Annotated in this window: 11 protein-coding genes; 5 read left to right on the top strand and 6 right to left on the bottom strand. The window is 57.0% G+C overall.

The window, feature by feature from the left end; translation table 11 throughout:
- The first annotated feature begins 121 nt into the window (after positions 1-121).
- Together L888_RS0100695 and L888_RS14355 are read left to right on the top strand one after the other, a co-directional pair.
- Positions 122-1,108 (top strand): hypothetical protein, encoded by a 987-nt coding sequence (locus L888_RS0100695; protein ID WP_245594787.1) that lies wholly within the window; start codon positions 122-124, stop codon positions 1,106-1,108.
- Positions 1,109-1,143: 35 nt separating this feature from the next.
- Positions 1,144-1,317 (top strand): hypothetical protein, encoded by a 174-nt coding sequence (locus L888_RS14355; RefSeq protein ID WP_156924963.1) that lies wholly within the window; start codon positions 1,144-1,146, stop codon positions 1,315-1,317.
- A gap of 568 nt (positions 1,318-1,885) precedes the next feature.
- Here L888_RS14355 and rodA read toward each other — a convergent pair.
- From rodA to L888_RS0100660, 6 genes are all read right to left on the bottom strand, one after another.
- Entirely contained in the window at positions 1,886-3,355 is a 1,470-nt protein-coding gene (gene rodA, locus L888_RS0100685; protein WP_005844003.1) for a rod shape-determining protein RodA, read from the bottom strand.
- Positions 3,336-5,186, bottom strand: coding sequence for a penicillin-binding transpeptidase domain-containing protein (locus tag L888_RS0100680; protein ID WP_005844006.1), 1,851 nt, complete (start codon positions 5,184-5,186; stop codon positions 3,336-3,338). Before L888_RS0100680 ends, rodA begins: the two co-directional genes overlap by 20 nt.
- The gene (gene mreD, locus L888_RS0100675; RefSeq protein ID WP_027951466.1) at positions 5,173-5,688 is read right to left on the bottom strand and encodes a rod shape-determining protein MreD; all 516 of its coding nucleotides are present in this window, start codon (positions 5,686-5,688) and stop codon (positions 5,173-5,175) included. The genes L888_RS0100680 and mreD overlap by 14 nt, the downstream gene beginning before the upstream one ends.
- A 4-nt stretch (positions 5,689-5,692) precedes the next feature.
- Positions 5,693-6,559, bottom strand: coding sequence for a rod shape-determining protein MreC (gene mreC / locus L888_RS0100670; protein WP_015298368.1), 867 nt, complete (start codon positions 6,557-6,559; stop codon positions 5,693-5,695).
- A 163-nt stretch (positions 6,560-6,722) separates the two neighbouring features.
- Complete coding sequence (locus L888_RS0100665) at positions 6,723-7,745, bottom strand: rod shape-determining protein (protein WP_005844012.1); 1,023 nt, start codon at positions 7,743-7,745, stop codon at positions 6,723-6,725.
- 13 nt (positions 7,746-7,758) lie between these two features.
- Complete coding sequence (locus L888_RS0100660; RefSeq protein ID WP_027951465.1) at positions 7,759-8,352, bottom strand: IMP cyclohydrolase; 594 nt, start codon at positions 8,350-8,352, stop codon at positions 7,759-7,761.
- A 488-nt stretch (positions 8,353-8,840) separates the two neighbouring features.
- On the opposite strand from L888_RS0100660, the gene L888_RS0100655 reads away from it, so the two are divergent.
- From L888_RS0100655 to L888_RS0100645, 3 genes are all read left to right on the top strand, one after another.
- Entirely contained in the window at positions 8,841-10,751 is a 1,911-nt protein-coding gene (locus L888_RS0100655; protein WP_027951464.1) for an LptF/LptG family permease, read from the top strand.
- A gap of 57 nt (positions 10,752-10,808) precedes the next feature.
- Entirely contained in the window at positions 10,809-12,020 is a 1,212-nt protein-coding gene (locus L888_RS0100650) for a bifunctional 3,4-dihydroxy-2-butanone-4-phosphate synthase/GTP cyclohydrolase II (RefSeq protein WP_027951463.1), read from the top strand.
- A gap of 113 nt (positions 12,021-12,133) precedes the next feature.
- Positions 12,134-13,327 carry a pyridoxal phosphate-dependent aminotransferase gene (locus tag L888_RS0100645; RefSeq protein ID WP_027951462.1) on the top strand — a complete coding sequence of 398 codons (1,194 nt, stop codon included), beginning with the start codon at positions 12,134-12,136 and terminating at the stop codon, positions 13,325-13,327.
- Positions 13,328-13,354: the final 27 nt, after the last annotated feature.

Below are 13,354 nucleotides of genomic sequence, written 5' to 3'. Positions count from 1 at the left end.
CCTGTACGGGTAAAACACATTACTACACACTCTCCAGCATTAGAAAGAACAAGGAGTAGCCCACGAAAACGTCAACAGTCCGGGTTACCGAATAGGATTCAACTCTAAAGTCTTCTCGGCAATGAAAAAATATATCAGCATAATGATGATTCTTGCATGCGTGGCCATTCATGCAAAGAACAAAAATGACTTTAACGCATGGCTGTCACTTATGGAAGAAATATCCAATGACAATCTCTCAAGGTTGAATTCTGCTTCTCTTGATGAAAGGGTCGAAACAGAACGGTATGGGCAATTCCTGCCGCAAGCCGATGAAACATGTCCGTGCGACACGGAAAGCATTTGGTGGCTCAGAGGGGTATACAAGCCTGTTGGAGAAACTGTAGTGGCCATATTGCCAAGGGTATGTTTCGATTATCACGACGAAATGCGAAAATTCCAAGTGGAGAATCTTGTCATCGATTTTGTACTTCTCACCTATTCCCCAAGAGGAGAACTCTTGGGGCACAAGGTTATCGGGCATCATGGGGCAGCATATTTCTCACGTCTGCAATACCATCAAGAAGACAGCACTTTCATCTCAGAACAAGGGAGACTGATTGACGGAAGTCTCCTGAAGCAGTTCAAGCCTCTCGTTTTCTCTGTAGCCAAATATAAATACACTATAGATGGTAAAGGGAACGTCAAAGAGAAACAGATAGGGCAAACATGGAATGAGGTCGTCAGAGCCAAGGATACACGATGTGAGGAACTTACTTTTGAACAATTCCATCGACGCTTCAGGAAATGGAACGAAAAACATATCAACGACTCCATTTTCCTCCTTGATGGTAAGCAGGAGGGGATTCTGTCACCCTCCATACATTCCTTTATCCCTGACTCCACAGACTGCCGATGCTGGCCAAGAGACATAGTATGGTGGCCTGGATACTATGTAGAAACAAAGGATTCTCTTTATTACTTCCTCACCAAAGACTGCTCCACGCCCAAAGAGGGGGAACCTTTCTTAGAATACTTCATGCTTGTTTTCAGCAAAGAGGGAGCATTGCTTGAAACACGGAAGATCAACAAGACAACAGATATACCTATACCCTTTCACAACAAATAAAACTAACATGAGGGCAAAATGAAAAGAATAGCAATATGCCCTTACGCGAATTTGAAGATGACGACAACAATGCACGGATGAGAAAACTGCGCGACAGCATCATCAACAAAGCGTTCTCCTATGAGCAGAAGCTAAGGTGCAAGGAATCGAACGGGCTTACCATAGACGTTGCCGTCGATGCTCACTTTCCATTGTCTTGGACGAATTGACGGCCGTCGAAGTTCACTTCCCGTTGTCTTGGACGAATTTCCTGCGGGAAATGTTCACTTTCCATTGTCTTGGGCAAATTTCCTGCGGGAAATGTTCACTTCCCGTTGTCTTGGGCAAATTTCCTGCGGGAAATGTTCACTTCCCGTTGTCTTGGGCAAATTTCCTGCGGGAAATGTTCACTTCCTATTGTCTTGGACGAATTTCCTGTGGGAAATGTTCACTTCCCATTTTTGATGGGTTAGCAAAGACAACGAGAAACAACGGAAACAACAAATAACAACAAGAACGCTGACAAAGACAAACAGGAAACAACGGAAACAATGAATAACAACAAGAACGTTAACATAGGCAACGAGAAACAACAGGAACGTTGGCAAAGATAACGAGAAACAACGAATAACAACGACTATACCGGGACGCAGCGTTGTTTTCTGTTGTTATTGTTGTTTTCTGTTGTTATTGTTGTCTTTAGTTGTTGGCGTTGTCTTTAATCAATGGCGCAGTCTTTCAAATCATTGTGCACCGTGGTTTGGGCGGCCACACACGGGGGACTTGCATTTATAGAAATCAACTTCTCACGAGGTTGCGGCCGGCATCGATGCGCAGGAAGATGAAGAGCAGAATGGTGAAACCCCAGAGCGAGGAGCCGCCGTAGCTGAAGAATGGCAGCGGGATGCCGATGACCGGCGTGAGGCCCAGCACCATACCCACATTGATGAAGACGTGGAACAGGAAGATGCTCAACACGCAGTAGCCGTAGACGCGACCGAACTTGAACGGCTGGCGTTCGGCCAGATGGATGAGCCGCAGGATGAGCAGCAGGAAGAGCAACAGCACGCCGGCCGAACCGACAAAGCCTTCCTCCTCGCCCACCGTGCAGAAGATGAAGTCGGTGTCCTGCTCGGGCACGAACTTGAGCTTGGTCTGCGTGCCGTTGAGGAAGCCCTTGCCGCGCAGCCCGCCCGAGCCGATGGCGATTTCGCTCTGGTGCACGTTGTACCCCGCGCCGGCCAGGTCTTCGTCGAGGCCCAGCAGCACGTTGATGCGCACCCGCTGGTGGGGTTCCATCACGTCGTTGAGCACATAGTCGGCACTATAGAAGAAGGCGATGGAGCCCACGGCAAACAAGGCGATGAGCATATAGCTGTAAAGACGCGTGGAAAGGCCTTGGAACACGAGGTAGCCGATGAGTGCGGCACTGACCATCAGCTGCACCCAAACGACATCGAACGGAATGACAAACTCGGAGAACAGCAGCATCAGCAGCGTGACACCCACACTGCCGCCCGCCAGCCGCAGGGCCTTGCCCGGCTCGCGGCAGTAGGCATAGACCATGCCCGAGGTGAAGAGCTGCACCAACAGCAACACCACGAACTTGCCCACGGAGGTGGGGGTGTCCCAGAGCAGCACCTGCTCGTACTTGATGCCGATGACAAAATAGAGCACCATCGCCACGCCCGTGAACAGCACACTGCCCGGCATGCCCTCGCGATAGAACATCAGGAAGAACGACAGGTAGACCAGTGCCGAGCCCGTTTCGCGCTGCCCCACGATGAAGAGCATGGGCAACGCAACCACGCCTACGGCTGCGGCCAAGTGCTTGAACTTGAAAATGTTGAACCCATAGGTGCTCATCAGCTTGGCTACGGCCAAGGCCGTGGCAAACTTGGCGAACTCGGCCGGCTGCAGTCTGAGCGGCCCCAGCACCAGCCACGACCGCGAGCCTTTGATTTCGTGGGGGTTGAAAATGGTGACAAAGAGTAGCAGCAGAAAGAGCGCATAGACGACGTAGGCAAAGGTATCGTAGTAGCGGTCGTCCATCATGAGCAGCACAAAGCCCAGCACCAGCGACGTGCCTATCCACACAATCTGCATGCCCGACCGCGTGTCGAGCCCGAAGATGTCGGTCTCGCCATAGGTGTAGCTGGCCCCACACACGCTGATCCAGCCGAATACCAGCAGGGCCACATAGATGCCAATGGTCCACCAGTCCAGGCTGCGGAGCACACTGGGGTGCCTATCTGTTGCTCGAGCCATAAGCAATACGTCGTTTCTGCAAGGTCTCGGCCTCGTGAGCCCGGGCGGGCGAGAGCTTGCCTTTTATATACTGTTCAAAGAGCACGCCGGCGATGGGCACGGCAAAGTCGGCGCCGAAGCCGCCGTTCTCCACGTACACGGCAATGGCGATGCGCGGGTTGTCCATCGGCGCGAAGCCCATGAACACGGAGTGGTCCTGGCCGCGGTTCTGTGCCGTTCCTGTCTTGCCGCAGATGGGGAAGTCGAAAGCTCCCAAGTGCTTGCACGTGCCGCCGAGCACCGACGAGCGCATGCCGGCCACGATGTAGTCGTAGGCCCGCCGGCTGGCCCGCGTGTAATGCCGGCTATAATAAGAGGTGTCGATTTCGCCGCCGCGCACGCTGCGCACCACGTGGGGCGTGTAATAGTAGCCGCGGTTGGCAATGGTGGCACCGAGATTGGCGATTTGCAGCGGCGTGAGGTTCACCTCGCCCTGGCCGATGGAGATGCTGATGACAGTGAGCCCGTTCCACGAACCACGATAGGCCCGGTCGTAGAACGAGGCATTGGGAATGAGCCCGCGCTTCTCGCCCGGCAGGTCGATGCCCAGCTTGTAGCCGAAGCCCATGCTCACCATATAGTCGCGCCAGGTGTTCATGGCGTCCTGCACGGTTCGGTAACGCCGGCGGTTGCCCATCATGTGGAAGAGCCCCCAGCAGAAGAAACTGTTGCACGAGGTGCTGATGGCCGGGACGATGGAGAGCGGGGAGGCGTGCCCGTGGCAGCCCACGTGGAGGCCGCGGTAGGAGAATCCGTGGTGGCAGGGATACTGTGTGTGGCTGTTGATGATGCCCTCGGTGAGGAATGTGAGGCCCTGCGAAGTCTTGAACGTGGAGCCCGGCGGGTACTGTCCCATGATGGCGCGGTTGAGCAGGGGCTTCCACACGTTCCTGGACAGCACGCGATGGTACTTGCTGCGCTTGCGTCCCTCCAGGCTGCGGGGGTCGTAGCTGGGCGAAGACACGAGGGCGAGCACCTGTCCCGTCTGCGGGTCGAGGGCCACGATGGCCCCTATCTTGCCCTCCATCAAACGTTCGCCGAGAGCTTGCAGGTTGATGTCGATGCCGAGCGTCAGATCCTTGCCAGCACGCGGGCGGCGGTCGTACTTGCCGTTCTGATACTTGCCCTGGATGCGGCCGTGGGCGTCGCGCAGCAGTATCTGCACGCCTTTCTCGCCGCGCAGCTCTTTCTCATAGCTGCGCTCCACGCCCAGTTTGCCGATATAGTCGCCGGGCTGATAGTATTCGTCCTCGTCGATGTCGCCCTGCGACACCTCAGCCACATCGCCCAGCACATGGGCGGCATAGGGGTACTGGTATTGGCGGATGCTGCGCTTCTGCACGTAGAAACCGGGAAAACGGAACATCTTCTCCTGAAACACGCTGAAGTCCTTGTCGTCGATCTGGCTCATGAACAGCTGCTGCGTGAAGCGCGAATAGCCGGGATTCTTGCTGCGATCCTTGATTTCGTCCATGCGCTGCACGAAGTATTCCTTGGTGATGCCCAGCGTCTGGCAGAAGTCCATGGTGTCGAGGCGGCCTTTCTCCTCGTTCATCACCACCATGATGTCGTAGGCCGGCTGGTTGTAGACCAGCAGTTTGCCGTTGCGGTCGCGGATGACTCCGCGCGAGGGAAACTCAATTTTCTTGAGAAAAGCATTGGAGTCGGCGCTCTTGCGATAGTCGTCACTGAGCAGCTGCAGGGTGAAAAGCCTCACGATGTAGACCGTCACGATGACGACGGCCACGCCGCCGATGACGAGCTTTCGGTTTTCAAGATCAAAGTCTTTCATGCTGCCGCTTCCTCAGATTTGCAACCACAATGATGAGAATCACCGAGAGCACGGTGCTCGACGACACGGACAAGGCCCACTGCTGCCAGTTGAAGAACGAGAACGTCTCCACCGTGAAAAAGAGCAGGCAATAGGCAAACGTGAGCAGAAGCGTGTAGAACAGGTAGCGCGTAAAGCCGAAAGTGAAGATGGCGGGCTGCAGGTCGTCGTCGCTGTCGCGCTGGGTGAAGAGCTCGAGCAAATAGGGCTGCAGCAGGCCGATGGTCGTCATCGACGTGGCTGCCACGCCCGGCGTGTTGGAGAAAATGTCGACGCAAAGCCCCATCAGGAAGCTCCACACCAGCACGCCCCAGCGCGGATAGCTGCGCCTGAAGCTGGCCACGAAGTAGACATAGACCAGCGGCGTGGCACAGTCGAACAGGTGAATGTGGTTGAGCACCAGGGCCTGGGCCAGCAACAGCACCACGAAGAGCAGCAGTCGTCTCAGAAAATCTATGTTCATGGGCCTACTTGTCGTCCTTAGGTTTCAGGGAGTCCTGGGCGGCGCGCAGCACGTCCAGACGCTCCTGCATGGGTTTGTTGTCGATGACGCACACGTCGCGCAGCCGGGCAAAATCGGTGGAGAGCACCAGCTGCAGCCGATAGGACAGCCCGTCGGCCGAGTTGTAGACATGGAGAATGCGCCCCACGGCAATGCCGGGAGGGAACACCGAGGAGTAGCCGCTGGTCTCGACCCACTCGTAGAGCTTGAAGTGGGCGTGACGCGGCACGTCGTCTACAAAGGCTTTCCTGGGGTCGCCGCCGTTCCAGTGCAGGTAGCCGAAATAGTCGCGGCCGCGTATGCGGCAGCTGATGTTGGAGGCGGTGTTGAGGGCCGGAATCACCACCGCGTAGTGTGCCGACGCCAGATAGACAATGCCCACCACGCCATTGCCGCACACCACGCCCATGTCCTTGGCCACGCCGTCGGCCGTTCCCTTGTCGATGGTCAGCAGATTGTCGTGCCGGTTCACCGTGTTGCTCACCACCTTGGCCGGTATCAGGTTGTACTGCCTGAGCAGGGCCAGCTGGTCGCGGTGCACCCATCCACTGTCGTGGGTCAGCTCGGCGAGCTTGTCAGAGAGGCTCCTCACATGCTGTTCCAGATAGAGGTTGCGCTGGGTAAGCTCCTGGTTCACCTTCGACATGGAGAAGAACGACTGCACTTCGGCGTTCCATCCGAGCATCCGGCCCGCGACGGCATTGGCCGAAGTGAACCACACACTGCCCTGATAGCTGTTGTATTGGAACAACAGCACCAGGCTCAGCACCTCCAAAACGAGGAAAACGAACCAGTGATTGTACTTGGCAAGGAACTCTAACAGATTACGCATGCTACACACTTTGAACTTTGAAGATTGAACCTTGAACTTAATGAACAGGTGGAAACAGGCGATGCACGTCTGCAACCACCAAGTTCAAAGCTTAATCTTCAAAGGCCGAAGGCCTCGAAGTTCAAAGTTCAATCTTCAAAGTTGACCGTTCAAAGTTGATTGTTCAGCGCATGAGGAACGAGAACCGGTTCACGTTCTTCAGGGCGATGCCGGCACCCTTGGCCACGCTGTGGAGCGGGTCTTCGGCAATGTGGAACGGAATGTTGATCTTGTCCTGCAGGCGCTTGTCGAGGCCGCGCAGCAGCGCACCGCCACCGGTGAGGTAGATGCCGTTCTTCACAATGTCGGCATAGAGCTCGGGCGGAGTGGCCTCCAGGGCCGAGAGCACGGCGTTCTCGATCTTGGCCACCGTCTTGTCCAGGCAGTGTGCAATCTCCTGATAGCACACGGGCACCTCCATGGGCAGGGCTGTGATGCGGTTGGGGCCGTGCACGATGTAGTCTTCAGGAGCCTCGTCGCCCAGATCGGTGAGGGCCGAGCCCACGTGAATCTTGATGCGTTCGGCCATGCGTTCGGACACCTTCACGTTGTGCTGGCGGCTCATATACTCCTGAATGTCGGCCGTGAGGTCGTCGCCGGCGATGCGGATGGAGTTGTTGCTCACGATACCGCCCAGCGAGATAACGGCAATCTCCGTGGAGCCGCCGCCGATGTCTACAATCATGTTGCCCTCGGGAGCCTCCACGTCAATGCCGATGCCTATGGCGGCGGCCATGGGCTCGAAGATGAGATACACGTCGCGGCCGTCGGCATGTTCGGCCGAGTCGCGCACGGCACGCAGCTCCACCTCGGTGCTGCCCGAGGGCACGCCGATGACCATTCGCAGCGACGGCGAGAACAGGCGAGAGCCCGTGTGCACCATCTTGATGAGGCCGCGCATCATTTGTTCGCAGGCCGTGAAGTCGGCAATCACGCCGTCGCGCAGGGGGCGGATGGTGCGAATATTGTCGTGTGTCTTCTCATACATCATCTTAGCCTTCTCCCCCACGGCAATCATCTTGTCGGTTCGACGGTCGAGGGCCACCACGGAGGGCTCGTCCACCACAATCTTGTCATCGCTGATGATGATGGTGTTGGCCGTGCCAAGGTCCATGGCTATCTCTTGAATAAACGAAAAAAATCCCATTGTTCTATCTTGATTATTTGGCAAACCAGTTGTGAATGGCCGTATCGTAGTGGCTACTCACGCCGAAAGCACGCTCGGCCAGCAGCCTGCGGTCGGCCAGGTCGGTCTGTGCACCTTTCCTGTTCAGGATGTCGAGCAACACGCCATACTCGGCCTTGCTCGGCACGATGACCACGTCCTTGAAGTTCTTGGCCCCGGCGCGGATGAGCGAAATGCCGCCTATGTCGATCTTCTCGATGATGTCGGCGTCGCTGGCGCCACTGGCCACGGTCTGCTCAAAGGGGTACAGATCGACGATGACGAGGTCGATGGCGGAAATCTCGTACTCCTGCATCTGCTGCCGGTCGCCCTCATTGTCGCGACGGGCCAGTATGCCGCCGAACACCTTGGGATGGAGCGTCTTCACGCGTCCGCCGAGGATGGAGGGATAGGTGGTCAGATCTTCCACCTTCCGGCAGGCGTAGCCCAGACTCTCGATAAACTGCTGTGTGCCGCCGGTGCTCAGGAATTTCACGCCCTCCTGATGCAGTTTGGCCAAGAGTTCTTCCAGTCCGTCTTTGTGGAAGACCGAGACAAGCGCGGTCTTCATTTGTTTTGTTTCAGCCATAAAAATACGTACGTTTATGAGTTCGGTATATACCTAAGAGTGCGCAAAGTTACTAATTTTTAGGGGAACACGCGCGCAAAAGCCCGAGAATTTCGCCGCGGCGCACGTTAATTTGTCCCAAGTCAAACCGCCCCGAAGCCCTGCCCCGCCGGACGGGCCCGCACGCTCTGCCCGCGATGGCGTTTGGAAGCCGGTGCGATTGCGCCGGAATCGCGCCGCCCCGACGGCGTAAACGCGGGGCGAAAAACCCGCAGACGCAAGGCCGAAAACCCGCAGACGCGGGCCCGAAAAGGCCTTGCCGCAAACACTGCCCGCACCATCGGCCTGGCCTCCTATTATAATAAGAGGTGTGGGGAGGGCACGCATGGCCAAAGATGCGGCAAAAGAAAACAAGCCGAAAAAGGGTGATTATGATATTTTTCCATTAACTTTGCACCGGCTTTGCAAGGCCTGCACCGGCACATGGCGGGCAAGCAGACGCACGACACATGAATTTTCGGATCAAGAAACTCGACATATTTATTGTCCGCCAGTTCGGACTCTTATTCGTAGGAACGTTCTTCATCTGCCAGTTTGTGCTGATGATGCAGTTTCTGTGGAGATACATCGACGAGCTCATCGGCAAGGGACTGTCCATGGAAGTGATGGCGCAGTTCTTCTGGTACATGGCCCTGATGCTCGTTCCCCAGGCTCTTCCGCTGGCCATCCTGCTGAGCGCGCTCATCACTTTCGGCAATCTGGGCGAGAGTTCGGAGCTCACAGCCATCAAGGCGGCCGGCATCTCGCTCATGCAAACCTTTCGGTCGCTCATCGCAGTTACCGTGCTCATCAGCCTGGCCTCGTTCTATTTTCAGAACAATGTGGGGCCCGAGGCCAACATGAAAATCACCCAACTGCTCATCTCGATGAAGCAGAAGAGCCCCGAACTGGAAATTCCCGAGGGCGTATTCTACGACGGAATCCCCAACAGCAACATCTACGTGCAGAAGAAAGACGTGCACTCGGGCAAGCTGTACGGCATCATGATTTACCGCATGACCCAGAGCTACGAGGACGCCGCCATCATTCTGGCCGACTCGGGCATGATGCAATCGACGGCCGAAAAGAAGCACTTGCTGCTCACGTTGTGGAGCGGAGAGTGGTTCGAGAACATGCAGACGCAGCAGCTGGCTGGCAGCGCGGCCGTGCCCTACCGCCGGGAGACGTTTGTGACCAAGCAGATTGTGCTCGACTTCGACGGCGACTTCAGCATGACAGACGCCGCCTCGCTCTCGAACAATGCCCGCAGCAAGAGCCTGCAGCAGATAGCCCACGACGTGGATTCGCTGAACCATGTCTACGACAGCATCGGGCGCGTGTTCTACGAAGACGCGCGCCGCAGCTACTATGCCCTGCCTCTCATGACCCGCCACGACTCGCTGGCCGCAGCCCGACGGGCCGACGCCCGGAAGGTGGACTTCGACCGGCTGCTCCAGAAACTCACGCCCGACCAGAAGCGGCAGGCGCTGGCCGAGGCCCTGAGCCGCGTGCAGGGCGAGGTAAACGACCTGGAATTCAAGAGCCTGCTCACGGAAGACAACGACCTCGTCATCCGCCAGCACCACATCGAAACCATCAACAAGTTCACGCTGGCACTGCAGTGTCTCATCTTCTTCTTCATCGGCGCGCCGCTGGGCGCCATCATCCGCAAGGGCGGACTGGGCGTTCCGGTCATCATCTCGGTGTTCGTATTCATCGTGTACTACATCCTCGACAACTCGGGCTACCGCATGGCACGGCTGGGCGAGTGGTCGGTGTGGTTCGGCAAAGGACTGGCTCCGGCCGTGCTCACGCCCGTGGCCGTGTTCGTGACCTACAAGGCCTGCGGCGACTCGATGGTGTTCAATGCCGACGTGTGGCGGCGGTTCTTCATGCGCATGCTGGGCCTGCGTACCAAGCGTCACATCAGTGGCAAGGAGGTGATTATCCGTGAACCCGACTACCGGCACGACGCCGAGGAGCTGCTTCGCATCAGCCATGCCGTGACCGATTACTCGCGCGAGCACAGCCTGGTGTCGCCGCCCAACGTCGTGAAGACCTTTTTCAGGTATCGCCCCGACCACGAAATCGAGCGCATCGGCGAGCAGCTGGAGGCTGTCATCGACGACTTGTCGAACACCCGCGACAAGCAAATCGTACACCTGCTCAACGCCTACCCCGTGATGGCTGTCAGGGCCCACACGCGGCCGTTCGAGCGGCGGTGGCTCAACGTGGCCTCGGCCGTCATCGTGCCGCTGGGCCTGTTTTTCTACCTGCGCATGTGGAGTTTCAGGCTGCGGCTACTGCGCGACCTGCGCACCATCAAGCTCACCAACACCAGCATCATCAACTACACGGAGAAGCATCTCATCAAGGACTGATGCGCCCGTGACCCCATTCATAACACCCAACCCAAGTCAAAAGAAAGGAAAACAAATATGGCAGACTTCAAATTGAGTAGCATCGAGGATGCAGTCAAGGATTTCAAGGAAGGCAAATTCGTCATCGTCGTCGACGATGAAGACCGTGAGAACGAGGGCGACCTGATTGTCGCCGCCGAAAAAATTACGCCCGAGAAAGTGAACTTCATGCTGAAAAACGCACGCGGCGTGCTCTGCGCGCCCATCACAATCTCGCGTGCCGAGGAGCTGGACCTACCCCACCAGGTGCAGGACAACACGTCGGTGTTGGGCACTCCCTTTACCATTACCGTGGACAAACTGGAGGGATGCACCACCGGCGTGTCCACGCACGACCGGGCCGAGACCATCAAGGCACTGGCCGACCCTGCGTCGACGCCCCAGACTTTCGGCCGCCCAGGCCACATCAACCCGCTCTATGCCCAGGACAACGGCGTGCTGCGCCGCTCGGGCCACACCGAGGCGGCCGTGGATCTGTGCCGGCTGGCCGGCCTCTATCCCGCCGGGGCGCTGATGGAAATCATGAACGACGACGGCTCGATGGCCCGCATGCCCGAGCTGCAACAGATGGCACACGAGTGGGATCTCAAGATCATTACCATCAAAGACCTCATTGCCTACAGGCTCAAAAAGGAGTCGAGCATCGAGGTGGGCGTGGAGGTGGACATGCCAACCGCCTACGGCCACTTCCGCCTGATACCCTTCCGGCAGACCAGCAACGGCCTGGAACACATGGCCGTCATCAAGGGCGAGTGGGCCGAAGACGAGCCCGTGCTCGTGCGCGTACATTCTTCTTGCGCCACGGGCGACATCCTGGGCAGCCAGCGTTGCGACTGTGGAGAGCAGCTGCACAAGGCCATGCAGATGATTGAAAAAGAGGGCAAAGGTGTGGTGATCTACATGCAGCAGGAGGGCCGCGGCATCGGATTGATGAACAAGATTGCCGCCTACAAGCTGCAGGAACAGGGCATGGACACCGTGGAAGCCAACGTGCACCTGGGCTTCAAGCCCGACGAACGAGACTACGGCTGCGGCGCGCAGATGCTGCGGCAGCTGGGCATTCACAAGATGCGCCTCATGACCAACAACCCCACCAAACGCGTGGGACTGGAGGCTTACGGGCTAGAAATCGTCGAGAATGTTCCCATCGAGGTGAAGCCCACCCCCTACGACGTGAAGTATCTGCGCACCAAACGCGACCGCATGGGGCACATCCTGCACCTGAAATAGTCATTTCTGTTACTTTTTCGAGGCGTTTCCCAAAATAACGGAAGCAATCTTTCGTTTTAAGGAATGAAATGTTTAATTTTGCAAGGAAATAACCATTCACAGACTAGCAGTATATGGCACAACTATCAGACCGTCTGAATCGCCTGGCTCCATCGGCCACACTGGCGATGTCGCAGAAGAGCAACGAAATGAAAGCTCAGGGCATCGACGTTATCAACATGAGTGTGGGCGAGCCCGACTTCAACACGCCCGAGCACATCAAAGCCGCCGGCAAAAAAGCCATCGACGACAACTACTCGAAGTATTCGCCCGTGCCGGGCTATCCGGCACTGCGGAAAGCCATCGTGGACAAGCTCAGGCGGGAGAACCAGCTCGAATATACGGACGGGGAAATCCTCGTGGGCACGGGTGGCAAGCAGGGAGTGTGCAACACCGTGCTGGCCTTGGTGAACCCCGGAGACGAGGTGATTATCCCTGCCCCCTACTGGGTGAGCTACCCGCAGATGGTGAAGCTGGCCGGCGGAGAACCGGTCGTTGTCAGGGCCGGATTCGAGCAGGACTTCAAAATGACGCCCGAACAGTTGGAGGCTGCCATCACACCTCGCACCAAGATGCTGATTCTCTGCTCCCCCAGCAACCCCACGGGAAGTGTGTATTCACAGGAAGAACTCGACGAGCTGGCCCGGGTCATCCTGCGCCACGAAGACGTGTTCGTGCTCGCCGATGAGATTTACGAGCACATCAACTACGTCGGCAAGCATGCCAGCATAGCCAGTTATCCGGGCATGAAAGAGCGCACCATCATCTGCAATGGCGTGAGCAAGGCCTACGCCATGACCGGCTGGCGCCTTGGCTGGGTGGCTGCGCCCGAGTGGATTGTCAAGGGCATCAACAAGCTGCAAGGCCAGTACACCAGCGGCACTTGCGACGTGTCGCAGATGGCTGCACTCGCTGCCTATGAGAGCAGTCAGGCCTGTGTCGAGGACATGCGCCGGGCTTTCGAGCGCCGACGCAACCTCATCGTGAGTCTGGCCAAAGACATTCCGGGACTTGAGGTCAACGTGCCGCAGGGCGCCTTTTACCTCTTTCCCAAGTGCTCCAGCTTCTTCGGCAAGAAAAACGGCAGCCACGTCATCCACAATTCCACCGACTTTGCCATGTATTTGCTTGAGGTGGGGCGTGTGGCCACAGTAGCCGGCGACGCCTTTGGCGACCCCGATTGTTTCCGCATGAGCTACGCCACCAGCGACGACAACATTCGCGAGGCCATGCGTCGAATTAAAGAGGTGACTGCGCTTTTGAAGTAAAATTTTGTTAAAACTTGGCAAACACAC

The organism is Hallella seregens ATCC 51272 (genome assembly GCF_000518545.1).
Lineage (GTDB): Bacteria > Bacteroidota > Bacteroidia > Bacteroidales > Bacteroidaceae > Prevotella > Prevotella seregens.
Note: the sequence above shows the minus strand (reverse complement) of the source record. Positions and strands in the feature narration are given on the sequence as shown.